The organism is Neobacillus sp. GCM10023253 (genome assembly GCF_042653105.1).
Taxonomy (GTDB): Bacteria; Bacillota; Bacilli; order Bacillales; family Cytobacillaceae; genus Neobacillus; species Neobacillus citreus.
In genome coordinates, this window is sequence record NZ_JBHSHV010000013.1 from 1 (window position 1) to 23487 (window position 23487).

The window sequence follows — 23487 nt, forward strand, 5'->3', positions numbered from 1 at the left end:
AAAAACGAAAACACTCTACTTTAGGGCACAATTCACCGAATCAATTCGAGAGAAACCACCGGCAAGATGAAGTTGCATATACCACATAATATAGCCATTTGGTGTTAGGAAATGATCAGTCATGCTTTTCGACTGATCATTTCTAATACCGTACCAAACGAAGTGCGGTAGTGGTTTGGTTTCTAAAAGTCTTAAATTTTACTGTCCACTTTCTTGACAGAAGACCAATAGGAGATCACTAAAGGACAAAATGCCCTAGGGTCCGCCACAAAATGTCCTTCATTAAGCTTATGAAGGACAAAATACACATGGAGCCGCCACAAAATGGTCTTCATCAAGCAAATGAAGACCAGACTGCCCCAGATACTCCTCAAAAAAGTCCTTCATCGAACCAATGAAGGACAAATCGCACCAGAAGCCTTCAAACTGTCCTTCATGGAGTCCATAGCACTAAATAATAACCGTCATCCTTTATTGCTCTCAATAACAATCGTATCCTGCTCCATCTGCTCGATAATGATCTCCGCCACTTCCCGGGCCGATCGCAAACGCGACGGGTCTTTCACATGGTCGCTGTCCGTCCAAAACGGTGTGTCCATGCCGCCCATATAGATAGCGTTTATTTTAATGCCCTGCCCTTCAAATTCCTTCTGCAGGCTTTCCGTAAACCCGCGTACCGCGAATTTACTGGCGCAATAAACGGATTCGTTTACTTTTCCGCGCAGGCCGGCAGTGGAGATTATATTCATAATCCGGCCTTCGCCGCGTCCAAGCAAAAAAGGTAGAACCGCTTTCGTCATAAGAATGGTTCCCAACACATTGGTATCTAACATCTCCACAATCTGAGCATCATCCATTTCCACGAAAGGCCCAAAATGGCCGACCCCGGCATTATTCACCAAGCCGTACACATCATACCTGCTAGACAATTCTTTTACCTTAAAAAAAACATCCTCACGATTCCTAATATCCACGACCATAACATCGGCTTTCCCACCGCCATCCGCAAGTTCATTCCTCACAGAAGACAATTTTTCAGCAGTCCGGCCGGCCAGCACCACATGATACCCTTTTTGGGAGAAAAGCAGCGCTAATTCTTTTCCTAATCCGGATCCAGCCCCGGTAATAATAATTGTTTTCATATCGTCATATCCTTCCGTAGTTTTGCCTTTATTAATTTTACAAAAATCACTATACTAAAATAAAGAGGAACGGGGAGGAATTATCGATGCAGCAGGAGAAACGGTATAGTGACATGACCGAGCAGGAATTAAGACAGGAAATATCCAAGCTTCAAGAGAAAGCCCGCAAAGCGGAACAAATGGGAATGGTCAGTGAATTTGCCGTCTTGGAAAGAAAGGTGCTTATGGCAAAGGCGTACATATTGGACCCTAGTACCTTTAAGCCTGGTGAAATTTATGAAATTGAGGGTGCACCTGGAGAGTATTTCAAAATTGATTATATGAACGGCGTTTTTGCCTGGGGCTATCGTACGAAAGGGGACGGAACCCAAGAGGCGCTGCCGATTTCTTTATTGAAATGGCTGAAATAATATAAAAACAAACCAGAGAACCCAAGAGGTCTCTGGCTTGTTTTTAAAACTTACTGCCAAACTTGAGGCGATTCATCATCACGCTCGCCAGAGGCTCTCATACGCTCCTGTGGATGCGTGTTAATGGTGCCGTCTGCTCTTTTAGAAGCATATTCGGCTTTCGCCCGTGGCTCTCCTTCGAACTTATTGTTATTTTGATTTGGAAAGCTGCGCTGTTTATTTCTCATGCTGTACCTCCAATTAAAGGGAATGAGAAAACATGAAAAGCATAGGACAGCCTAATGCTGACCACGCACTATTATTATTTACTTAATTTTTTTGCTTATGTGATAAGAAATTGCCAATGGGGTGGATAGATGAACGACTATCATGAAAAACTGACCAAGCTATTATTAAACAAAAACGACCATCTTTCTTATAACGAAGCCCGGACATGGGTGGAGCTTTTATGGGACGATTTTGAAACGACATTCGCCAGGGCCGGCCAGGAATATATGGGCAGCGAAATGACAGAGAGAGTTGTCAAACAGTGGATTGAAAATTATGGAGACAAACTGCATGATTTCACGACAACCAATCCTAAATATGAAATATATTTAGCTCACGCAAAAAATATATTGCATTAAAAAAAGCGGGTGATTAAAATATCCCCCGCTTTTTCTATGTTATCCTGGAATAATCCGCAATTTTTTTCGCAGTTTTTTCTCGCTGAATACCCAGCCAGTGTAGGAGCTGATTGGCTTTAAATCGCAGTCAAGCTGGACAACAGCGACGAACGGATAATGGCCGTTACTCCGGTAGCGGAGGTCAATGAAGCGCACCTCGTAATAGTTGTCATATTCGTCTACCTCCCAGCGATAAACCGGAGAGAAGGAAAGAAACGCTGATATGTTATGATCCTTTTTGGCTGCTTCAATGACAGGTGTTTTTGGCACAGGAATTCGTCTAAAACGGTCGAGAATTTCGACCTTCCCGTCAATCGACCTTGCCACAAAAAAGATATTTTCGTTCATGGCGGCAATCCGCCATTGATGGAACCTCATCGTCGGGGCGATGATAATTTCAGTGGCATCAGGGATTAAAGCCCTGACTCCGACAAGAACACGCTTTTTAGCCTGGTACCTTCTGAAATAATAACCGATGATGATGACATACATGACTAAAAAGGTATATCCAGGAGGTGCTCCGAGTACCCAAGCGATGATCCCAATAACATGCATGGTAAAAATAAACGGATCAAACGTATTAATGACACCAAGTGCAACCCATTTAGCCGAAAAAGGCCTTAGTGCCTGCGTTCCATAGGCGTTAAAAATATCAACAAAGACATGGATAAAAACCGCAGCAAACGTCCACGCCCAGAGGTGCAGCAGGTTGGCATTAGGGAAAAAGAAATAAATCACCCCAGTAATGAGAAGCGGCCATAATAGGACGGCAGGAACAGAGTGGGTAATTCCCCGGTGATTTCGTATATAAATGGCGTTATTTCTAAGCTTTAAGACTGTATCAATATCCGGTATTTGTGAACCGGCAATCGTTCCAATTAAAACACTGGCAGCAGTGGCATGGCTGGCGGATACGGCCGGGTCAAGCGTGGCCAGCCCCCCGAGCGCGATGCCCATTACAACATGAGTTCCAGTATCCAAAGGTAAAAAATCCCCCTTCAAATTATCTTGTCAAAACGCCCAATTTGGCATATCGTTAAAAAAGAATTGTTAATATTATATTCCCCCTTTTTAGAGTTGTTTACAAGCAAAAAGGAGTAAGTTTATGACGACTGAGCTAAAAAATATCGAAAAAATCAATATAAATGATTTTCAACATGATTTAATTACCTGGTTTAAGGAAGAGCAGCGTGACTTGCCATGGCGGAAGGACCGTGATCCGTATAAAGTTTGGGTTTCCGAAATCATGCTGCAGCAGACAAGAGTCGACACGGTTATCCCGTACTTTAATCGTTTTATCGATTGGTTTCCGACCATAGATGACTTGGCGGAAGCTGATGAGGACAAGGTCCTTAAAGCTTGGGAGGGACTCGGCTATTATTCGCGGGTCCGAAATTTGCAATCCGCCGTTCGAGAAGTGAAAGAAAAATATAATGGCGAAGTGCCGAACACCCCTGAAGAAATATCTACGCTTAAAGGGGTTGGCCCGTATACGGCAGGCGCCATCTTAAGTATTGCCTACGGAATTCCGGAACCTGCGGTAGATGGCAATGTGATGAGGGTGTTTTCGAGGATTTTAAATATATGGGAGGATATCGCGAAACCATCTTCACGGAAAGTTTTTGAACACGCTGTCCGGGAATTGATTTCGCATGAGGATCCTTCAGCCTTTAATCAAGCTTTAATGGAGCTTGGGGCGCTAGTTTGTACGCCGACTTCGCCATCCTGTCTGCTTTGTCCAGTCCGTGAACACTGCCAAGCGTTTGAGGAAGGGGTTCAAGCGGAACTGCCAATCAAAACAAAAAAGAATAAAACCCGCGATGTGCAGCTTGCAGCCGTACTGCTTACAGATGAAGAAGGAAGAATCCTAATTCATAAACGGCCATCGGATGGATTGCTGGCTAATTTATGGGAATTTCCGAACGTCGAAATTCAGCACCCGCTACACCATGAGCGTGAAAAGACTTCCGAGCTTTTCGAGCAAGAACTTAAAATCCATTTGAAGTTAGAAAAAATCATCGGGCAACTTGAGCATGTTTTTTCTCATCTTGTCTGGAATATCAAAATTTATAATGGAGAATTACAATTCAACATACCGGAAGGAAGCGATTGGAAACTCGTCACCTTAGATGAAATAAAGGACTACGCCTTCCCAGTCCCATATCAAAAAATGTTCAAAATCTATCTCGAATATTCAAATAGGCCAGACCCCAATGCAGCTAAAGCTTAACACAGTCATGCAGCTCTGGGGCTAGGCCCTTTTTTTGAGCATAAATCGGTTAATCGTATGTGGTCTTGGTGCCGTTTGTGTAATTTGCTTCAGTTCTGTCGAAGCCACCACGGTTTTCAATTTCTTCAATAATCTGTCTGTGAATAGATTGCCCCTCACTGTTCAAATAGGGAGTAATCTGCTGCAAGGCATGATGAAAAAAGGCAAGTTCGCTATCCTTCCAATTATTTTTTGCCATCATTGAGAGTTCGGTCATATCTCGTCCTACATACATTTGACTACATCCTTTCAAAAGGGTTTCTTGCCTTAGTTTTGTATATTAATTGTCATCTATTCATGGAAAAGCTAAAATGAAACCAATTGAATAAAAGATAGGAGACAGAAAGATGACACAAAAAGTTGCATTAGTAACAGGCAGCAGCCGTGGAATTGGCAGAGCATCCGCCATCCGGTTAGCGGAGGCAGGATATGATATTGTAATCAATTATGCGCGCAGCAAAAAGGGTGCCTTAGAAACTGCGGAGCAGGTGGAAGCATTAGGCAGGAAAGCGTTCATTATCAAAGCCAATGTCGGCGATGTCAGTAAAATAAAAGAAATGTTCAAGCAAATTGACGAGGAATTTGGCCGCTTAGATATATTTGTAAACAATGCCGCATCCGGTGTTCAGCGGCCAGCGATGGAGCTGGAGGAATCACATTGGGATTGGACACTAAACATCAACAGTAAAGCCTTGTTATTTTGCGCACAGGAAGCGGCAAAACTGATGGAAAGAAACGGTGGCGGAAAAATTGTCAGCATCAGCTCATTAGGATCAATTCGCTATTTGGAAAATTACACAGCCGTTGGGGTATCAAAAGCGGCGCTAGAAGCACTCACTAGATATTTAGCAGTGGAACTTGCACCGAAAAATATTATTGTGAATGCCGTTTCTGGAGGGGCTGTTGATACGGATGCCCTTAAATCTTTTCCAAATCGCGAAGAACTCCTAGAAGAGGCAAGACAAAAAACGCCTGCCGGAAAAATGGTCGAAGTGGATGATATGGTGAATTGCATTATGTTCCTGCTTTCAAACGACTCCAACATGATTCGCGGACAGACAATTATCGTTGATGGAGGCATTTCGCTTCTGGTTTAAATATATTTTTCAAAAATTTAAGGATAATCTCCACGAGGCTGGGTAAATTAAAATTCGTGGAGGTGATAACAAATGGCTAACTACAATCAACAACCAAACAAAACTTCTGCTGGAACTAACATCCAGGAAGTAAGACAACAAAACGCTCAGTCTGCTGGTGCAGGTGCAGCTGGCCAATTCGGAACTGAATTTGGCTCTGAAACAAATGCACAAGAAGTAAGACAGCAAAACCAACAATCAGAAGCTCATAAGAACCAAGGTACATCTGGTCAATTTGGCCAAAGCTAATAAAATTACTTACGTGAAGGCACTCTCATTCGGAAGAGTGCCTTCTTTTTTTCTGCAGAAATTCGACAAAACCTCCCTTTACTTTACATAAGTAGTCAAAGGAAAAAATATCTGACATAAAGAATTATTAGTAAGGACAATTATGAAGGCGGTGAGGGAAATGGATCATTTTAATCGATTAGTTTCCGAGCAAATGGCAACAATGGAAAAGTTGCTTTTTCTTCAGGCAGAACTTGAGCGTTGCCAGCAGATTGAAGCGGAATTGCAGGCATTGCAAAATGAAACTGATTTAGAAAGTATCCAAGCCGATATTCAACAAATGAAAAAGGAATTAAAAGAAATTCAGGCGATGTTTGAAAAACAGACTGAAGAAGTGATCAATTCCTACCGGGAAATGAATTTAACACAAACCATTTAGAGGAAAAAATAATCCGCAAAATTTACAAAGAACCATAGAAATATGGTTCTTTTGTTTTAAATTCCGGCTTCAACCGTTATAATAATAGAAAAAGGAATTTACTTTGTTGCCTTTTGTCGGTTTATTTGAATAGCAGGTCAGGTTAGCAAAGGTTCGGAAATGAAGGTAGGGGAGAAAATGGGCGTACCCATCGAAGGTGAACCAGTACAAATACATAGCTATAAACACAATGGGCACATCCATCGCGTCTGGGAAGAAACAACGATTTTAAAAGGGTCGCAGAATTTAGTGATTGGCGCAAATGATCGGACACTTGTCACGGAGTCGGATGGCAGAACGTGGATTACACGGGAACCGGCCATTTGTTATTTTCATTCCCAATATTGGTTTAATGTGATTGGCATGATTCGGGAAGACGGGATTTATTATTATTGCAATATAAGCTCACCCTTCATCTTTGACGGAGAGGCGTTAAAATATATTGATTATGATCTTGATATTAAGGTGTATCCTGACATGACTTTTAATCTTCTTGACGAGGATGAATACGAACGTCACCGCCGGGAAATGAATTATCCCGATGTCATTGACCAAATTTTAAAACGGAATGTAGATAAGCTGATTCAATGGATTAGGCAGCGAAGCGGCCCATTCGCACCAGATTTTATTGATATTTGGTATGAACGTTATTTAACATACAGACGTTAATTGGTGTGTAGGTAACAAACGCCTGTTGATGAGCATCAACAGGTTTTTATATGTCTTCATTTTAACAAGAAGGGGGAAACTGGTTTGGAGAGCATCCGCAGATACCTTCAATTTGTCAAACCATACCGCTGGCAAATCATCGCCACGATTTTCATCGGTATTATTAAATTTTCCATTCCTCTCATCATTCCCATTTTAATTCAGTATGTGATCGATGATATCATTGGCAATCATGCCTTATCCACCGATGGAAAAATTCATAAATTAATGCTCATCATGGGCGTCATGCTGCTCGTTTTTGTGATCCTGAGGCCGCCGATTGAGTATTATCGCCAGTATTATGCGCAATGGACATCAAACAAGGTCTTATATGATATCCGCAATAAAATGTATAAACATATTCAAAAATTAAGCTTTAAATATTATGCCAATACCCGGGCAGGAGAAATCATTTCGCGGGTCATCAATGATGTTGAGCAGACAAAAACATTTGTTGTGACCGGATTGATGAACCTCTGGCTTGATATTGCCACCATCGTTATTGCCATTATTCTCATGTTTTCCATGAATGTAAAGCTGACGCTTGTGTCTATTTTGTTGTTCCCGCTTTATGCGTTTTCGATTAGGTACTTTTTCGGGAATCTGCGCAATCTTACGAGAAGACGGTCACAAGCCCTTGCTGAGGTGCAAAGCTATCTCCACGAGCGGGTGCAGGGTATGCCGGTAATTAAGAGCTTTGCGATTGAGGAATATGAACAAACCCAATTTGATAAGCAGAATAAGAACTTCTTGGAAAAAGCACTCCAACACACGAGCTGGAATGCGAAATCATTTTCGGCAGTCAATACGATTACCGATATTGCTCCGTTAATTGTGATTGGCTACTCCGCTTATTTGGTGATTCACCATCAGCTTTCCCTAGGGACAATGGTGGCGTTTTTCGCCTATATTGATAAGCTGTACAATCCGTTAAGAAGATTGGTGAACTCGTCCACTTCGATTACCCAGTCGTTTGCCTCAATGGACCGGGTTTTTGAATTTTTGGATGAAAAATATGATGTGGTGGATGCTCCGGATGCGGTGGAATGCGGGCAGGTAACGGGGAATATCAACTTTGAAAATGTTTCCTTCGCTTATAACGAAAACGAAGAGCCGGTATTAAAAAATATAAACCTTCAAGTGAAAAAAGGAGAAACGATCGCGCTTGTTGGGATGAGCGGCGGGGGGAAATCCACGCTGGTAAGTTTGATTCCACGCTTTTACGATGTCACCAACGGCCGGATTACGCTTGATGGGGTAGATATCCGCCAATTTAGGGTTCAATCGTTACGGGATAAAATCGGCGTCGTGTTCCAAGACAATATTTTATTCAGCGAGTCGGTTAAGGATAATATTTTACTGGGTAAGCCGGAATCTACCGAAGAAGAAGTGTTTGCGGCGGCAAAAGCAGCCAATGCCCACGAGTTTATCCAACATCTGGCGGAAGGCTATGATACGAAGGTGGGGGAAAGAGGCGTTAAGCTGTCCGGCGGGCAAAAGCAGCGGGTCGCCATCGCCCGTGTCTTTTTGAAAAATCCGCCTATTTTAATCTTGGATGAGGCTACATCAGCACTCGATTTGGAAAGTGAACACTACATTCAAGAGGCGCTGGAGGAACTGGCGAAGGACCGGACGACCTTTATTGTTGCGCACCGATTATCGACCATCACTCACGCAGACAGAATTATTCTAATTGAACATGGCCAGATTGTGGAATCAGGTACGCACGATGAGTTAATGGCTAAGCAGGGGAACTATTATAAACTATTTCAAGTCCAGCAGCTGGACAATAAAAATGAACAAACATCCATTTAAAAAAACCGAAGCGTCATGGCTTCGGTTTTTCTATTGGTTGCTTTCTTCTTCAATGGATATTTCGTTATGGTGGAAAGAATGAAAGCTGGTGATTAACACATCGAGATGCTCCACCTGCTCGCTGTAATCAATAATCGAGGCGACAATTTGCATGGTATGGTAGAGATGCTGATTATCATCATCAGCTGCAAACTCTTTTTGATGAACTAGAAATAAGTCAAAGAGCAGCTTTTTATCTGTGCTGACTTTTTCTACGGGTGAAGCAGTTGTAATAGGAATTTTTCCAATGAACTGCAGCATAATCTGTTCATGCTGGTAAATGAGGCTGTCAAGCTGCTCCTGGATGGCTTCCTTAAATGGTTCCGGCAGCAGCAATAGTTCATTTTCAAAGCGATGAATTCTTTTTAAGGTGTCAAGACCTTTTCTGGCGGCTATGGTCATTTGCCGGTAAACGACGAGTTTTCTTGATTTTTCTAAAAGGTTCTTTTTTAAATAGCTCCGTTCTTCTTTATACATCGTATAAAATTGTTCAATGCTTTTGATGTTTTCCTTCAGCTTGCCAATATCCGTTTTCAGCAATTGATGGTCGTAATCGTGGCGTATGCTCAAACGGATCCATCTGATGATTTCCTCGGTTGTGCTGCCAATTTTTAAATAAAGCTTATTTTCATATTTGGGCGGCATAAACACCAGGTTGACGATAAAGGCCGAAAATACCCCAATCATGATCGTGGAGAAGCGGATTGCGGCAAAGGTGATAAAATCACTTCCCGGTGCCTCCATAATCGAAATAAGCGTAACGAGCGATAACCCAATCGTATTTTCCAATTTAAATTTAAGGTTAAGTGTGATGACAATAATCGCTGCCAGTCCAATGACGATCGTATGATTTCCTAACAGAAGAACAAAGACGACCGCAAGGATGGCGCCAATGATGTTCCCTTGAACTTGTTCAATAATCGTTAAATAAGAGCGGTAAATGGTCGGTTGGATGGCAAAAATCGCGGCAATGGCTGCAAAGACAGGAGAGGGCGAATGCAGCAAATAGGCCAAGTATAGAGACAAGACAATCGCAATTCCCGTTTTAAAAATGCGGGCACCTAACTTCATTTGTTAATAAATTCCTTTCAAAGATAAATAATTTCTTAAGTTTGCTCGAGAGCTAACTATACATGGATTAAAACATATAATCAAGAAAAATTATATGACATTATTTTTAAAAGTTGCTTAAAAAAAAGCATCCGCAATAATGCGCGAATGCTTTTTTGAAAATTTATTATTCTGTAGATACGGATGGATCAGCCTGCTCTTTAACAGGAGTAATTTGCACGAAGTGCTCTTCGGGGCTTGCCAGCAAGCTTTGAAGCTGTTCGGCTTCTTCCGTTTGGCCGTTCTCGGCTAAAAGGGCTGTATATTTGCCTAAGAGCTCATTAATGTCCTGTTTGCCTTTTTCGGTTAAATTGACGACAGATACTTTGGCGCCTTTTGCAACGCGTCTCTGTACAGCTTCCTTGGTTAATCCCAATTCATGCTGCTGGCGGACATAGATGACGCCGCCGGTCATACCTGCGCAAATCCATGGACCTGGGTCCCCAAGAACAAGACCGCGCCCGTTTGTCATATATTCAAACGCAAATCCTTTGATATTAGCGTTGGAACCGATATTGCCGTTTTCTTTTTCAGGCAACGGCTTTTTCAGCTGTCCGCCGATTATAAGATCGGCACCAGAGAGGCGAATTCCGGCACGGGCATCAGCATTGCCCTGGGCAACAAGGAGACCCTTTTGGGCACCGTAGCCGAAGCCTTTACCAACAGAACCGTTGACGTATTGGCCGTTTTTGCCTTTTGATTTCAGAACATGAATGTTACCGCCAAAGGAGGTCTTACCAACGCCGTCCTGACCGCCGCCGTTAACGGTGATTTCAATTCCTTCACTGTTGTATGCGCCTAGTCCGTTACCAGGGATGGAGCCTTCTTTGTACTTAAGCTGGACAGGCGGAAGCTGCTTGTAAGAGCCATCCAATCTGCCGCGGACACGGTGGCAGGAAACTCGGCTTCCCAATACCCGCTGTTCAGATGTGACGCTGACGAATTCCCTTGAAGAGTGAAGCTGATCCACACTTGCATCAAGATACTCAGCGCCAGCTGCCACTTGCATTTGCGCTTCGGAAACAGACTTAGAAGCTTCAATTTTAGCAAACTGGCTGATTTCTAATGGCTTTAATAGGTAAGAAAGGTTCAACTGATTTTGTCCTTTCACTTGCTCTAATAGTTCGGAACGACCGACTGCATCTTGCAGATTGCGGATTCCAAGGCTTGCTGCAAGTGCTTTTAATTCAGTACCAAATGCAGTGAATAGATTCATAATTCCTTGTACAGCTAAATCAAATTGACGCGGTACGAAGCGGCGAAGACCGTGGTCTTTTGCCTGTGCTTCCGTTTCAATCTGAGTGGCAATACCAACGTGGCAAGTGTCTAAATGACAGCCGCGGCAGGTCGTACAACCGATCGACAGCATTGCTAATGTACCAAAGCCAACACGGTTGGCACCAAGAAGCATGATTTTCATAACGTCCATTACACTCTTCATGCCGCCGTCAGCCCATAATTCCACCTTGTGGCGCAGGCCGCTTTCAAGTAATGCATTGTGAGCCGCTTTTACGCCAATTTCAACAGGCAGGCCCACGTGCTGCAGGGCGTGGATTCTGGCTGCCCCTGTACCGCCATCAAAACCGCTTAGAGTAATAATATCTGCGCCAGCTTTAGCGATACCGACTGCGATTGTTCCGATGTTTGGAACGACCGGAACCTTAACGGCAATCTTTGCCTGGTCGTTTGCTGTTTTTAGCTCCTGAATCATTTGTGCCAAGTCTTCAATCGAATAAATATCATGGTTATTGGACGGTGAAATTAAGTCAGAACCAAGTGTAGCATTACGTGCTGCCGCAACCTTGGCCGTCACCTTAGAACCAGGCAAGTGTCCGCCTTCACCAGGCTTTGCACCTTGACCGATTTTGATTTCTAATAGATTAGAAGAGTTTAAAAGTTCGGCGTTAACCCCAAATCGTCCGGAAGCAATCTGCTGGCCGCGTGTTCTTGGGTATTTGCCAAGCATATCCTTGATCTCGCCGCCTTCACCGTTCAAGCTCACCATGTTCAAGCGGTCAGCCCCTTCAGCATAAGCTCTGAAGGCAATTTCGTTTTGAGAACCGAAGGACATAGAGGAAATCAAAAACGGCAGATCATGATCACCGACACGAAGATCAACATCGTTAGGCGATACCTGATTTAGGCCTTGCTTTAATTGAACTAAATGGCGGATTGTAACCGGATTTGCTGCTTCCTGCTCGGAGATTTTATCGCGATATGCGCTGTAATCACCAGTGGAGGCCACTTCGCCAATCGCTTTCCAAATCCGTGGGAAGAGGCTGAACGTTTTTCCGACTCTTTCCTTATCATTCTGATAATCTTCTGCTCTTTTTAAAGCATCCTGTTTCATTGCTTCAAAATTATTTTCAATTTCATCGGAGCCGAAGAAGTTCACAATGTTTAATACATTGGCAATCGACTCGTGCAGACCGATACTGGAGAACAGGCGTCCATAGCCGCGCAGTTCATGGATACCAATCGTTGAAATGACTTTTTCTATACCTTTCGTTAATGCACTGTAAAGGTTCGTTAACGGCGTTGTTGATTCATTCTGAACCGTTAAGAACATGTAATATGGGCTGATTAAATCTGCACCTAAGCCAAAAACAGTAATAATGTCATGAAGCGAACGAATCGCAGCAGAGCGAAGCAATAATGAACAATCTCTTCTTAATTCTGCTTTCACTAAAGCTTGATCAATCGCCGATGTGACGAGATGCGGGTCAAGCCAATAAGAATTCTCTTGATGGGCTTTTGCATCGTCAAGGACAAGCAGCGACTTACCAGCCTGAACAGCCTGAACAGCTTCGTTTGCAAGTCTTTCAATGGCAGCATCAACCGTTTCATCCGTTTGGAAGGTAGTTGAAATATAAGCGATCAGCTTTTGCTCTTGGAAATGCTGGACAAGCTGATCAAAAGTCGGCTGTCCTAAGCTTTCTGCACATGCGAAGCCCGCTTTTCCTTCTAAGAGGAGCGGTGTTGTCAATTCAATGACTGATTCTGCTTTTTCGGCAGCTGCAAATAATGTTGGGCGCTTGCCAATAATGACACGGGTGGAGAAATGCTCTGTTTCCCGGTCGCGGTCAATCGCTGGGTTTGTGACAACTGCTACGCTTTCTTTAATATAATCGGCAATGTTGACACGCTCTGGATTTAAGGCTGCAAGCGGTGAGTCGTGGCCAAGTGAACGAATCGGCTCGACGCCTTTTTCGGCCATTTGCTCGATTAATTGAATATGCTCGCGTTCCCAGCCAAATGATTTGTATTGCCCGTTATGAATTTTATCTGGATAATTCATGGTTACGGTTTTGCCAAGTGCCGGCGGCTGCAGACGCAGTCTTGCTCCTTGGAGGTTAACCCGTTTTGAAAAACGGTTATAAACGACATTTTGGTATTGGCTTTGTTCAAAAACTTCAAGCTGGTTTTCGTTCCACTTAAAGCCAACCTTTTCACCAGGTGCTAATGGCTTCGGATCGTTTACGTATTCGCTTGAAGGAATGATTCCTGGTTCAGACGAGAATAGGTAGGAAGTTTCCGTTTCAAGCATCCACAGCGGGCGGAGTCCAAGTGCATCGACACTGAACACGGCCTCATCGCCATATCTGGAAATAATGCCGGCAGGCCCTTGGGCAAAATGTCCCCAAGCTTCACGCATATAAGTATATAAATCTTGTAAATGCTCTGGATAAGCTTTGATTTCATTAATAATCGGCGGGAATAATAAATCCATTACTTCAAATAAGGAGTAGCCATCACGACAGATTAATGTTTCCATCGTTCTGCTTAAATCCTGGGAATCACTTCCGTCTTTTACAAGTGGTACACCAATCATTCTTGCCTCATCACGAAGCTTGGAAATGGTATTGATTTCACCATTGTGACCAAGCACGCTGAAAGGCTGTACCCGGAAAAAGCTGGAGAGAGTGTTTGTAGAATAACGGTTGTGGCCAAGTGTCATGGTGGAAGCCACAAGTGGGTTTGCTAAGTCTTGGTAATAGCGCGGCAGAATGTCACCTGCGCCCATTACTTTGTAAACAACATGGTTTTGGCTGAAAGACGCTACGTGAACAAGTTCATTTTTTTCAAAATCAACCAATGCTTCGAGCAGGACCTTGTTTAATTCCTGGCCGTTCTTGTTTGATAGGATGGCAAATTGCCAGAAAATCGGGTTTTCCTGAATGGCAATTGGACCTAATGCTGATGGATTGGTGACCTCAGTTGTTTCAAAGATTAGCTCCAATTCATATTTTACTAGTTTGTCTGCTAATTCTTGCTTAACCTCAGCCCAATTTGCTTTCCTGCTGATAAAAACATGACCTACAGCAAAGCCCTCTTTTTCCGTGAGTGCCGGGTCCAGGTCTGCCTGAAGCAGCTTTTCCTTCCAAAGGTCCCTTGGGATATCTGTATGGATTCCAACGCCATCTCCCTCACCGTTAATAAAGCCTGCGCGGTGGTTCATGGTCACTAGAGCGTCTATACAAGCAAAAATGTTATTCCTTGTTGGGGTCTGTGCTTTTTCAAGGCAAGCGACTATTCCACAAGCATCGTGTTCATGTTTATGAAAATCTTTAAATTGAGATGGCGTCCATCTTTGTGTCATTTTGTCGGGCTTCTTCAGAATTCCTAAAGGAAGCCGCTTCACCTCCTGATAATTGATAACTTGAAAAATTGCAGGAAAAAAGTTAAGAGAAAAAAGGAAAAATAATAAACATATCGTATCATACGAATTTTCAGAAATCAAATAATTATTCAAAAGTTTGGATATCAATTTGGCATGATTCTAATCGAAAATATAGATGAAAAGCCTTACATGAAAACGTTTACAATTCGTTTTTCTAAATAAAAAGAGAGCCTGTATAGCTCCCTTTCGTGCATGAAATATGCATATTTATTCTTGTTTTAGTGAAGAAAATGCATTCCTGACCGCATGGAGAGTTGCTTCCACATCTTCCTCAGTATGGGCGATTGTGAGAAACCAAGCTTCATATTTGGATGGAGCGAGGTTGATTCCTTGATGCAGCATCAGTTTAAAGAACTTCGCAAACATCTCACCGTCCGTTTTTTCCGCCTGCTCATAATTTTCAATTTTCTCATCAGTGAAATAGACGGTTAAGGCACCCTTTAAGCGGTTGATGGTAATTTGGATATTGTGTTCCTTAGCAGCCTCAAGAATACCTTCTTCCAGCATCGCGCCAAGGCGATCTAAGTATTCATAAAGGCCCTCTTGTTTTAACACTTCTAAGCAGGCGATTCCCGATAGGATCGAGGCAGGGTTGCCGGCCATTGTTCCCGCCTGGTAGGCAGGGCCTAGAGGGGCGACTGTTTCCATGATTTCCTTCCGTCCGCCATAGGCCCCGATTGGCAGTCCGCCGCCAATGATTTTCCCCATTGCGGTAAGGTCAGGCTTGACGTTGAGGAGGTCTTGGGCCCCGCCGTACATGAACCGGAAGGCTGTAATGACTTCATCGTAGATTACTAGCGCACCAGCCGCGTGGGTAAGTTCATTTACCTGTTCTAGGAAACCAGGGTTTGGTTCGACGATTCCGAAGTTGCCGACAATCGGTTCAACGAGAACAGCGGCAATTTGATCGCCCCATTTTTCTAGTGCTTCTTTGTACGGTTCAATATCATTGAATGGGACAGTAATAACTTCTTGGGCGATCGACTTCGGTACGCCTGCTGAATCCGGAGTACCTAAGGTTGACGGTCCAGAACCGGCGGCGACAAGAACAAGGTCAGAGTGACCATGATAGCAGCCGGCAAATTTGATGATTTTGTCACGGCCTGTGTACGCACGGGCTACACGGATTGTCGTCATGACCGCTTCTGTTCCAGAGTTGACAAAGCGGACCTTGTCTAATGAAGGAATAGCTTCCTTTAGCATTTTGGCAAATTTAACTTCATGCGGCGTCGGAGTTCCGTATAGGACGCCGGTTTCTGCCGCGCGCTTGATGGCTTCGGTTATATGCGGGTGGGCGTGACCGGTAATGATCGGTCCGTAGGCGGCAAGGTAATCGATGTACTGGTTGCCGTCAACATCCCAAAAATACGCGCCCTGAGCGCGTTCCATCACAACCGGTGCGCCGCCGCCGACTGCCTTATAGGAACGGGATGGGCTGTTGACCCCGCCGACAATATGTTCGAGAGCTTCATTATGTATTCGTTCTGAATTGGTAAAATGCACTTGGGTTTCCTCCTTTTTTATTAACATTCCTATTCTAGCATGTTTTTTGTGATTTACTATTTTGACATTTTTGGGGTGGGGCGGGGGTGAAGGACATTGTGGGTTGGGGATGATATGATTTTGGTCTTCATAGGGTCGATGAAGGACATTATGGGATTGAGGTGAGTTAGTTTTGTCCAATAGAACACCTCTAAAAGACATTTTGCTCCAACACCAAGTCGGAAATGTCCAATAGCCCGCCTCTAAAGGACATTTTGCTCCAACACCAAGTCGGAAATGTCCAATAGCCCGCTCCTAAAGGACATTTTGCTCCAACACCAAGTCGGAAATGTCCAATAGCCCGCTCCTAAAGGACATTTTGCTCCATCGCCAAGTCGGATTTGTCCAATAGAAAGCCTCTAAAGGACATTTTGCTCCAACGCCAAGCCAGAATTGTCCAATAAGTGCACCTCTAAAAGACATTTCCCCTGTATCAAATCAAGAACTGTCTAATAGGAATCAACTTGCACCCAATTTACAAGAACAGCACCCCACTTCCAGCCTCAATCCTTCTCCAAAAATATAAAAAGCAAGATAGTTGTACCTCCGCCCCCAATTGGCTAAACTAAAACATTAGGGTAAGCCACAAGCCACATCAGGAGGTGCCATATAAATGAAAAACGCTATAGAAGTAAACAGCTTAAGAAAAGAATTCAAAGCCTATTCCAGCCGTTCCGGCTTAGCGGGCGCATTCCGCGACCTTTTTACACGAAATTATAAAATTGCACGCGCCGTCAACGATATCAGTTTTAACGTCAAGCAAGGGGAAATGGTTGGCTATATCGGCGAAAACGGGGCCGGTAAATCAACAACCATCAAAATGTTAACAGGTATTTTAACCCCATCCGGCGGGCAAATCAAAGTGAACGGCATGAATCCCCATAAGGAGCGGGAAAAATTTGTCCAAACCATCGGTGTCGTGTTTGGCCAACGTTCCCAATTATGGTGGGACATCGCCGTCCAGGAATCATTCCGGCTCCTCAAAAAGGTATATAAGGTAACGGATCAACAATATGACGACCATATGAACCATGTCATCAAAACACTCGATATCGAGCCGCTTCTCGACAAACCAGTCAGAAAGCTATCGCTCGGACAACGAATGCGCTGCGAGCTGGCCGCGGCACTCATCCACAATCCGCCACTTCTTTTTCTGGATGAACCGACGATCGGCCTCGATGTCCTAGTAAAACTAAAAATCCGTGAATTTTTAAAAGAAATCAATGAAAAATACAATACAACCATTCTCTTAACAACGCACGACCTCTCAGACATAGAGGCATTATGCGAACGCGTCATTATGCTTGATGAAGGAAATATCATCTATGATGGGGCTTTGAAAAATTTAAAAGACGCATTAGGAGATGGCAAAGAGCTGCAATTTCAGTTCCTTGAAAAAGTCGATCTGCCAGCCGTAAAAAAACTAACAGCCGCTCTTCCTGTCAAATGGGAGCACGACGAAAAGGAACAAATCTTTACCGCCAACATGCAAAACAACGACGAACTCATCTCACAGCTGATTGCCAAAATCGTCGCTGCTTTTAAAATAAAGGACATTAAAATCAACGAAACATCCACGGAAGAAATCATCCGCAATATTTACGAAAAGGGTGCGGTGGAAGTTGGATAAATATTTAGAAATGATTCGCATCCGTTTTTTAATGATGCTCGCCTACCGAACAAATTATTATACGGGCATCCTCATTTATGGCATCAACATCGGCGCCTATTATTTTCTGTGGACAGCGATCTACAGCGGCAAGGAGGAAATCCAGGGTCTATCCATTACACAAATGACAACCTATGTGGCGATTTCCTGGATGGCGCGGGCCTTTTATTTCAACAACCTGGACCGGGAAATGGCGATGGAAATCATGGAAGGGAAGGTGGCCGTTGAACTGATCCGTCCCTACAACTACCTCGGCATGAAAACCATGCAGGGACTGGGGGAAGGGATTTTTCGGTTATTTTTCTTCTCGCTGCCGGGACTCATTATTGTTTATTTCGTATTTCCGATCCAAATCACATTAAAGCCAGGCGTATGGGGATTATTCGCCATCTCCATTCTACTAAGCTTTTTCATTAACACCCAGTTAAATCTGTTAACCGGAATTACGACTTTCTTCTTATATAATAATTCAGGCCTAATCCGTGCTAAGCGGGTTGTCATTGACCTGTTTTCTGGGCTGCTTTTGCCGATGAGCTTTTTCCCGGGCTGGGCACAGGGAATTATGAAATTCCTGCCGTTTCAGGGAATCAGCTATATACCAAGCATGATCTATACAGAGGGATTCACGCACCAGCAGGCCATTCAAGCCATCGGCCAGCAATTTATTTGGGTTATCATCCTCCTCATTCCCATCCAAATTCTTTGGGTTATTGCGAAAAAACAGCTGGTCATTCAAGGAGGGTAAATGGTGTTTTACGTAACGATGTTTTTTCAATACATGTCGCAATATATGAAAACTAGATTGCAATATCGGTCTGACCTGTTTGTAGAGTTTTTCTCGGACCTGATGTCCCAGGCCATCAATCTCGTCTTTATTCTGGTCGTCTTTGGCCACACCCAGCTGCTCGGCGGCTGGAGCCGTGATGAAATTATTTTTATATATGGATTTTTCTTAGTACCTTACGCGGTCTTTTCGGCCTTCTTTAATATCTGGGATTTCAACGAGCGTTATATTGTAAGGGGAGAGCTTGACCGTATCCTAACTAGGCCGATTCATAGTCTTTTTCAGATTATCCTCGAGCGGCTGGAACTGGAAGCTTTATTAGGGGCGGTCACTGGCTTGGCTGTCATGTTTTATGCGGGTAGCCGGTTAAACCTGCAGGTGGATTGGTTTGATCCGATTCTCTTTATTATTTTTGTCATCGGCGGCGCGCTTGTTTACGGCGGCATCTTTGTGATGCTCGCCTGCGTCAGCTTTTGGGCGGATGCGAAAACCTCGCTCATGCCGATGATGTACAACATCAGCAACTACGGCCGCTATCCGGTCAATATCTATAATACGGTGATCCGCTTCGTGCTCACTTGGATTTTGCCGTTTGCTTTCGTTGGCGTCTATCCCGCTGCTTTTTTTCTTGAAAAACAAGAATGGTATATCTATTCGTTTTTAACACCTGCAATCGGCATCATCTTTTTTGCGCTCTCCGTATTCCTCTGGAATCAGGGGGTCAAAAAATACCGCGGCGCCGGCAATTAAAAATTAATTAAAACCGTGCTACAATCGGCACGGTTTTTTTGATATTTTATTGGCCAAGCCCACATACAATGAACTAATCTGTACAAATATTAGAGGTGGTCTTGTGATTTATTTCTTGCTGCCGATTGTGATTTTTTGCATCTTCATGAGTATTCGAACCTTGTTTATTCCCAACACGATTAAGGGCAAGTTGGTGTCCTTTGACAATTTCTTTTATTTAGGAACATGCTATTTAACTGTCATCTTCGGATTTGGGCTGATTTATTTAATTTTTGAATTAGCGGGAATGAAGGTCTTGGCGGAAATAAATAATGCCGAACACCGGAACATTTTTGAAACGAGCTTTTATTTTAGCGCGATGATGCTGTTCTCAGTTGGCAATGGAGATGTGATCCCTCAGGGAATCGGAAGACTGGTTGCCGTCATTGAAGCATTAATAGGCTATACGCTCCCAGCGGCCTTCGTGGCCAAGGTCATGTTTGATCGGGAAAAATAAATCCCCAGGTGCACGAAAGTTGTATTGTTGTATCACTTTGGTTAGGCTATAAATAGGAATATTTTTCAAAGTGGAGTGATTAAAATGACAGTAGAAATTGGTAAACAAGCACCTGATTTTACACTAGAAGCACAAACTGGCGAGAAGGTTACTTTGTCAGAGTTAAAAGGAAAATATGTTGTGCTTTATTTTTATCCAAAGGATATGACGCCGGGATGCACGACTGAAGCGTGTGATTTCCGTGATCAACATGAGCAGTTTGCCGACTTAAATGCCGTTATTTTAGGCGTCAGCCCAGATCCGGTAGACCGCCATCAAAAATTCGTTGAGAAATACGGTCTGCCATTCCTGCTCCTTGCCGATACCGATCATCAAGTGGCGGAGGATTACGGTGTTTGGAAGCTAAAGAAAAACTTCGGGAAAGAATACATGGGCATTGAACGGTCGACTTTTATCATTGATAAAGAGGGCAATATTGCGAAGGAATGGAGAAAAGTTCAGGTGAAAGGGCATGTCGAAGAAGCCTTAACCTATATCAGGGAAAACCAATAATAGACTGCCTATTTTCGCAAGAAAAGGCTTTTGTCCAATGCAAAAGTGCTTCATGTGAATATCATTTTATTAGGGCATACCTCCTCAGATAAAACTTATTGGGTCCATTCGGACCCCTTTTTTATGCCTTCTTTCTTTTCTAATAAATGACCTAGGTGATATGATGAAGAAAAGATTTATAGACATGTGAAACTGAAATTTACCAATAGGGGGTATTGAAAAATGAAAATTTATACGAAAACAGGGGATAAAGGAACAACTTCACTTATTTACGGTCAAAGGGTAGCAAAGAACGACCTTCGCGTCGAGGCCTACGGAACCTGTGATGAAACGAATTCGATGATTGGACTGGCATTAAGCTATTTAACTAAGGAAAATTTTCAAGGGAAAGAAATAATTGAAAAAGCATATCATAAAATACAAACAAACCTATTTCATGTCGGTGCTGAGCTCGCGACTCCGAAAGGGAAGGAAGTAAAGTGGTCATTAGTTTTAGTGGATATTGAAGAACTGGAAAAACAAATTGACGAATGGGATTCAAGCTTGCCGGCGTTGACAAATTTCATTTTACCTGGGGGACATCCTGCAGGTGCAGCCTTCCATGTGGCCAGGACCATTGCAAGAAGAGCAGAAAGATGTGCCGTCGGCTTAGGGGAGGATGTCAATCCGCTTGTGCTGGCGTATTTAAACCGTCTTTCTGACTTGTTGTTTGTCACGGCAAGATTTGTCAACCACCAGTTAGGAGCTTCTGAACAAACATTACATAGCTAATGAACTTCGGTGTTTGCAGTATTACAATATTGACAAAAGTACAAATTACCTAGTAAACTAATTATAACAATTACAATGTAAGAATATCTTTTTGAAAAGAGGTGCATGGCGATGAATCAATTAAAAGAAGCGTTGGATACCTTAAAGGATACTGGGGTGCGTATTACTCCGCAACGTCATGCGATACTTGAATATTTAATAAGCTCGATGTCACATCCTACTGCAGATGAAATCTATAAAGCGTTAGAGGGCAAATTCCCGAATATGAGTGTGGCAACGGTTTACAATAATTTACGAGTATTTCGTGAAGTAGGCCTTGTAAAGGAATTGACCTATGGAGATGCATCTGCCCGCTTTGATTTTGTTACCACCCATCACTATCATGTAATCTGTGAGGAATGCGGGAAAATTGTTGATTTCCACTATCCTGGCTTGGATGAAGTGGAGCACTTGGCAACACATGTCACTGGTTTTAAAGTGGCGAATCACCGCATGGAAATTTACGGCACTTGTCCGGATTGCTCTGCTAAAGAAGTTCACTAATGTAAAGCCGATTCTAATTTGGAGTCGGCTGTTTGTTTATAAAAAAGGGGATGACCGATTGCTGGTCATCCCTTTATTTCATTTTATTTTTATTATAAGTTTCGTCAAATTCCTTGCCTTCCAGGGCTTTATCCATAGTCAAAGGTTCGCGGCAGTGCATGCACATATCTACCCTGCCAAGCATTTTAGTGGGTTTGCCGCAGCTGGGACATTTGACAGAAATGGTTTTGGTTGACAGCATGCCAATCCAGAAATAAACAACCGTGCTCGCGATAATAAAAAGCAGACCAAAAATCATAAAGATGGTCATAATAAGTGGTGAAGTACGAAAATAAATACCACCATACATAACGATAAAACCAACAAAGATCAACGACAATGCGAATGTTCTAATTTTATTTATTTTACTCGAATATTTTGCCATGATTCTCCCTCCTAGACAAACTATACCACAATTCTCCATTGAGAAAAAAGGATACATGGAAGAATGTCGAATTTTGTCTTAAATTTTAGAAGGATATTTCTTCTTCCTGTCGAACATATATTGCTAGCTAGAAAAATGGAGGTATAGAAGATGGAAGACATTCTTCGGCCCATTTATCAAGAAAGGGCAAGCCAATTAAATACCCTGGGGATTTTATTGGTAGAAAAGAAACAACGGTCAAGTCAAACGACGGATTCGTTTGATGCGATTCTTTTAATGATTGTGAAAGAAGCAGATCAGCCTGTATATACAAAACATTATTCGTATGATGACAAAAAAGCTGCCATGCATATTATCACTGAGCCGCAGCTGCAAGAATGGATTTTGTTAGGCAGCAACCGAAAGGTTTTTGAATGGCTTCATCATTCCAAAATTTTATTTGACCGCAATGAATATGTAGCCAATCTAAAAAAGGAACTAGAAGAATTTCCGTTCCATGGCCGAAAAATAAAAATGGGATTGGAGTTTGCGAAGTTAATCCGCCGCTATGTGGATGGGAAAGCACTGTTTGAAAATAAACAGTATTTAGATGCCTATAATTATGTCGTTCACTCCCTGCATCATCTGGCGAGATTAGCGATTATTGAAAATGGCCTTCATCCTGAACTGACGGTTTGGCAGCAAGTGAAGCAAATTGAACCGGAAATTTATAAATTATATGTTGAGTTGGTTGTGAGTGAGGAAACATTAGAACAAAGGCTCGAGCTTTTATTCCTTGCCAGTGAATTCTTGATTCACTCCAGAACTAACATTGGTTCCTCCCACTTAATAGACGTTTTAAGTAAAAAAGAGCATTGGATGTTTAGCGAAATCATGAGTGAGCCGGAATTGATGCCGTATTCCGTTGATATGTCAGTCCTGCTTGAATACTTAATTGAAAAACATTTATTAGAAATCGTTAATGTTGAGACAAAGGGACAGGGTGTTTTTCACCGCTGTTACCGCGTTAGTCAAAAACTATCGTAAAAAAACAAAAAAAGCTATTGACCTTTTCGTGAATACTTGATATATTAATAACCGTCGCTGCGAAACATTTTCAAAAAGTTTTCCGCAGTGGACGGTTTAAAAAAAGGTGTTGACATTAACAAACACCATGTGTTATATTGATAAAGTCGCTTTTGAGCGGCGCGCAAGATAGTTCTTTGAAAACTAAACAAACAAAAACGTCAACAAACAATAATATTCGTTTCATTTGAAACGAAGCCAACGTAACAT

24 protein-coding genes are annotated in these 23487 nt (G+C 42.9%); 16 read left to right on the top strand and 8 right to left on the bottom strand.

Going from position 1 to position 23487, the window contains the following annotated elements; translation table 11 throughout:
* Positions 1 to 464 precede the first annotated feature (464 nt).
* Positions 465 to 1142: an SDR family NAD(P)-dependent oxidoreductase gene (locus tag ACFPA1_RS17795; protein ID WP_378584430.1), complete on the bottom strand. Its 678-nt coding sequence runs from the start codon at positions 1140 to 1142 to the stop codon at positions 465 to 467.
* A gap of 86 nt (positions 1143 to 1228) precedes the next feature.
* Between ACFPA1_RS17795 and ACFPA1_RS17800 the strand changes: the two genes are divergently transcribed.
* A complete protein-coding gene (locus tag ACFPA1_RS17800; RefSeq protein WP_378584431.1) occupies positions 1229 to 1552 on the top strand; it encodes a YfhH family protein in 324 nt (107 codons plus the stop codon).
* 50 nt (positions 1553 to 1602) lie between these two features.
* Here ACFPA1_RS17800 and ACFPA1_RS17805 read toward each other — a convergent pair whose 3' ends face one another.
* The gene (locus tag ACFPA1_RS17805; RefSeq protein WP_213146696.1) at positions 1603 to 1779 is read right to left on the bottom strand and encodes a small, acid-soluble spore protein K; all 177 of its coding nucleotides are present in this window, start codon (positions 1777 to 1779) and stop codon (positions 1603 to 1605) included.
* Positions 1780 to 1908: 129 nt separating this feature from the next.
* Here ACFPA1_RS17805 and ACFPA1_RS17810 point away from each other — a divergent pair, with 129 nt between their 5' ends.
* Positions 1909 to 2178 (top strand): YfhJ family protein, encoded by a 270-nt coding sequence (locus ACFPA1_RS17810; RefSeq protein ID WP_213146697.1) that lies wholly within the window; start codon positions 1909 to 1911, stop codon positions 2176 to 2178.
* Between the two features lie 39 nt (positions 2179 to 2217).
* On the opposite strand, the gene ACFPA1_RS17815 is transcribed toward ACFPA1_RS17810, so the two are convergent.
* Positions 2218 to 3198, bottom strand: a complete 981-nt coding sequence (locus ACFPA1_RS17815) for a metal-dependent hydrolase (protein ID WP_378584434.1) — start codon at positions 3196 to 3198, stop codon at positions 2218 to 2220.
* A gap of 124 nt (positions 3199 to 3322) precedes the next feature.
* On the opposite strand from ACFPA1_RS17815, the gene mutY reads away from it, so the two are divergent.
* Positions 3323 to 4447: an A/G-specific adenine glycosylase gene (mutY, locus tag ACFPA1_RS17820; RefSeq protein ID WP_378584436.1), complete on the top strand. Its 1125-nt coding sequence runs from the start codon at positions 3323 to 3325 to the stop codon at positions 4445 to 4447.
* A gap of 49 nt (positions 4448 to 4496) precedes the next feature.
* On the opposite strand, the gene ACFPA1_RS17825 is transcribed toward mutY, so the two are convergent.
* Positions 4497 to 4721 carry a hypothetical protein gene (locus ACFPA1_RS17825; protein WP_213146700.1) on the bottom strand — a complete coding sequence of 75 codons (225 nt, stop codon included), beginning with the start codon at positions 4719 to 4721 and terminating at the stop codon, positions 4497 to 4499.
* A 112-nt stretch (positions 4722 to 4833) separates the two neighbouring features.
* Between ACFPA1_RS17825 and fabL the strand changes: the two genes are divergently transcribed.
* From fabL to ACFPA1_RS17850, 5 genes are all read left to right on the top strand, one after another.
* Positions 4834 to 5583, top strand: a complete 750-nt coding sequence (gene fabL, locus ACFPA1_RS17830; protein ID WP_378584438.1) for an enoyl-[acyl-carrier-protein] reductase FabL — start codon at positions 4834 to 4836, stop codon at positions 5581 to 5583.
* Positions 5584 to 5655: 72 nt separating this feature from the next.
* Positions 5656 to 5871, top strand: a complete 216-nt coding sequence (locus ACFPA1_RS17835; protein ID WP_213146702.1) for a gamma-type small acid-soluble spore protein — start codon at positions 5656 to 5658, stop codon at positions 5869 to 5871.
* Between the two features lie 160 nt (positions 5872 to 6031).
* Positions 6032 to 6289 (top strand): YgaB family protein, encoded by a 258-nt coding sequence (locus ACFPA1_RS17840; protein WP_213118025.1) that lies wholly within the window; start codon positions 6032 to 6034, stop codon positions 6287 to 6289.
* Between the two features lie 177 nt (positions 6290 to 6466).
* Positions 6467 to 6997 carry a DUF402 domain-containing protein gene (locus ACFPA1_RS17845; RefSeq protein ID WP_213118024.1) on the top strand — a complete coding sequence of 177 codons (531 nt, stop codon included), beginning with the start codon at positions 6467 to 6469 and terminating at the stop codon, positions 6995 to 6997.
* Positions 6998 to 7081: 84 nt separating this feature from the next.
* Positions 7082 to 8851, top strand: a complete 1770-nt coding sequence (locus ACFPA1_RS17850) for an ABC transporter ATP-binding protein (protein WP_378584441.1) — start codon at positions 7082 to 7084, stop codon at positions 8849 to 8851.
* Between the two features lie 30 nt (positions 8852 to 8881).
* On the opposite strand, the gene ACFPA1_RS17855 is transcribed toward ACFPA1_RS17850, so the two are convergent.
* The 3 genes from ACFPA1_RS17855 to ACFPA1_RS17865 form a co-directional block, all read right to left on the bottom strand.
* Positions 8882 to 9961, bottom strand: a complete 1080-nt coding sequence (locus ACFPA1_RS17855) for an FUSC family protein (RefSeq protein WP_378584443.1) — start codon at positions 9959 to 9961, stop codon at positions 8882 to 8884.
* A gap of 166 nt (positions 9962 to 10127) precedes the next feature.
* On the bottom strand, positions 10128 to 14600 hold the full coding sequence (locus ACFPA1_RS17860) for a glutamate synthase-related protein (protein WP_378584445.1): 4473 nt from the start codon (positions 14598 to 14600) through the stop codon (positions 10128 to 10130).
* Positions 14601 to 14888: 288 nt separating this feature from the next.
* Positions 14889 to 16184 (bottom strand): glutamate-1-semialdehyde 2,1-aminomutase, encoded by a 1296-nt coding sequence (locus ACFPA1_RS17865; RefSeq protein WP_213146705.1) that lies wholly within the window; start codon positions 16182 to 16184, stop codon positions 14889 to 14891.
* Between the two features lie 652 nt (positions 16185 to 16836).
* Between ACFPA1_RS17865 and ACFPA1_RS17870 the strand changes: the two genes are divergently transcribed.
* The 7 genes from ACFPA1_RS17870 to perR all read left to right on the top strand — a co-directional run bounded on the left by ACFPA1_RS17870 (position 16837) and on the right by perR (position 21788).
* Positions 16837 to 17853 carry an ABC transporter ATP-binding protein gene (locus ACFPA1_RS17870; protein WP_378584447.1) on the top strand — a complete coding sequence of 339 codons (1017 nt, stop codon included), beginning with the start codon at positions 16837 to 16839 and terminating at the stop codon, positions 17851 to 17853.
* Positions 17846 to 18637: an ABC transporter permease gene (locus tag ACFPA1_RS17875; RefSeq protein WP_213146707.1), complete on the top strand. Its 792-nt coding sequence runs from the start codon at positions 17846 to 17848 to the stop codon at positions 18635 to 18637. Before ACFPA1_RS17870 ends, ACFPA1_RS17875 begins: the two co-directional genes overlap by 8 nt.
* A gap of 3 nt (positions 18638 to 18640) precedes the next feature.
* Positions 18641 to 19426 carry an ABC transporter permease gene (locus tag ACFPA1_RS17880; protein ID WP_213146780.1) on the top strand — a complete coding sequence of 262 codons (786 nt, stop codon included), beginning with the start codon at positions 18641 to 18643 and terminating at the stop codon, positions 19424 to 19426.
* A 103-nt stretch (positions 19427 to 19529) separates the two neighbouring features.
* Entirely contained in the window at positions 19530 to 19922 is a 393-nt protein-coding gene (locus tag ACFPA1_RS17885; protein WP_241113897.1) for an ion channel, read from the top strand.
* A gap of 84 nt (positions 19923 to 20006) precedes the next feature.
* Positions 20007 to 20474 (top strand): thioredoxin-dependent thiol peroxidase, encoded by a 468-nt coding sequence (gene bcp, locus ACFPA1_RS17890; protein WP_213146708.1) that lies wholly within the window; start codon positions 20007 to 20009, stop codon positions 20472 to 20474.
* Positions 20475 to 20696: 222 nt separating this feature from the next.
* Positions 20697 to 21245 (top strand): cob(I)yrinic acid a,c-diamide adenosyltransferase, encoded by a 549-nt coding sequence (locus tag ACFPA1_RS17895; RefSeq protein WP_378584450.1) that lies wholly within the window; start codon positions 20697 to 20699, stop codon positions 21243 to 21245.
* Between the two features lie 105 nt (positions 21246 to 21350).
* Positions 21351 to 21788, top strand: a complete 438-nt coding sequence (perR, locus tag ACFPA1_RS17900) for a peroxide-responsive transcriptional repressor PerR (protein WP_378584452.1) — start codon at positions 21351 to 21353, stop codon at positions 21786 to 21788.
* A 73-nt stretch (positions 21789 to 21861) separates the two neighbouring features.
* Here the strand turns inward: perR and ACFPA1_RS17905 are convergent, their stop codons facing one another.
* Positions 21862 to 22215, bottom strand: coding sequence for a YgzB family protein (locus ACFPA1_RS17905; protein WP_338088298.1), 354 nt, complete (start codon positions 22213 to 22215; stop codon positions 21862 to 21864).
* 147 nt (positions 22216 to 22362) lie between these two features.
* On the opposite strand from ACFPA1_RS17905, the gene ACFPA1_RS17910 reads away from it, so the two are divergent.
* Positions 22363 to 23238, top strand: coding sequence for a nucleotidyltransferase-like protein (locus ACFPA1_RS17910; protein WP_213146712.1), 876 nt, complete (start codon positions 22363 to 22365; stop codon positions 23236 to 23238).
* The last annotated feature ends 249 nt before the right edge of the window (positions 23239 to 23487 follow it).

Coding starts and splice junctions, on each gene's coding strand:
- ACFPA1_RS17795 (WP_378584430.1), bottom strand. CDS start 1,142: ATGAAAACAATTATTATTACCGGGGCTGGATCCGGATTAGGAAAAGAA.
- ACFPA1_RS17800 (WP_378584431.1), top strand. CDS start 1,229: ATGCAGCAGGAGAAACGGTATAGTGACATGACCGAGCAGGAATTAAGA.
- ACFPA1_RS17805 (WP_213146696.1), bottom strand. CDS start 1,779: ATGAGAAATAAACAGCGCAGCTTTCCAAATCAAAATAACAATAAGTTC.
- ACFPA1_RS17810 (WP_213146697.1), top strand. CDS start 1,909: ATGAACGACTATCATGAAAAACTGACCAAGCTATTATTAAACAAAAAC.
- mutY (WP_378584436.1), top strand. CDS start 3,323: ATGACGACTGAGCTAAAAAATATCGAAAAAATCAATATAAATGATTTT.
- ACFPA1_RS17825 (WP_213146700.1), bottom strand. CDS start 4,721: ATGTATGTAGGACGAGATATGACCGAACTCTCAATGATGGCAAAAAAT.
- fabL (WP_378584438.1), top strand. CDS start 4,834: ATGACACAAAAAGTTGCATTAGTAACAGGCAGCAGCCGTGGAATTGGC.
- ACFPA1_RS17835 (WP_213146702.1), top strand. CDS start 5,656: ATGGCTAACTACAATCAACAACCAAACAAAACTTCTGCTGGAACTAAC.
- ACFPA1_RS17840 (WP_213118025.1), top strand. CDS start 6,032: ATGGATCATTTTAATCGATTAGTTTCCGAGCAAATGGCAACAATGGAA.
- ACFPA1_RS17845 (WP_213118024.1), top strand. CDS start 6,467: ATGGGCGTACCCATCGAAGGTGAACCAGTACAAATACATAGCTATAAA.
- ACFPA1_RS17855 (WP_378584443.1), bottom strand. CDS start 9,961: ATGAAGTTAGGTGCCCGCATTTTTAAAACGGGAATTGCGATTGTCTTG.
- ACFPA1_RS17860 (WP_378584445.1), bottom strand. CDS start 14,600: ATGACACAAAGATGGACGCCATCTCAATTTAAAGATTTTCATAAACAT.
- ACFPA1_RS17870 (WP_378584447.1), top strand. CDS start 16,837: ATGAAAAACGCTATAGAAGTAAACAGCTTAAGAAAAGAATTCAAAGCC.
- bcp (WP_213146708.1), top strand. CDS start 20,007: ATGACAGTAGAAATTGGTAAACAAGCACCTGATTTTACACTAGAAGCA.
- ACFPA1_RS17895 (WP_378584450.1), top strand. CDS start 20,697: ATGAAAATTTATACGAAAACAGGGGATAAAGGAACAACTTCACTTATT.
- perR (WP_378584452.1), top strand. CDS start 21,351: ATGGCGATGAATCAATTAAAAGAAGCGTTGGATACCTTAAAGGATACT.
- ACFPA1_RS17910 (WP_213146712.1), top strand. CDS start 22,363: ATGGAAGACATTCTTCGGCCCATTTATCAAGAAAGGGCAAGCCAATTA.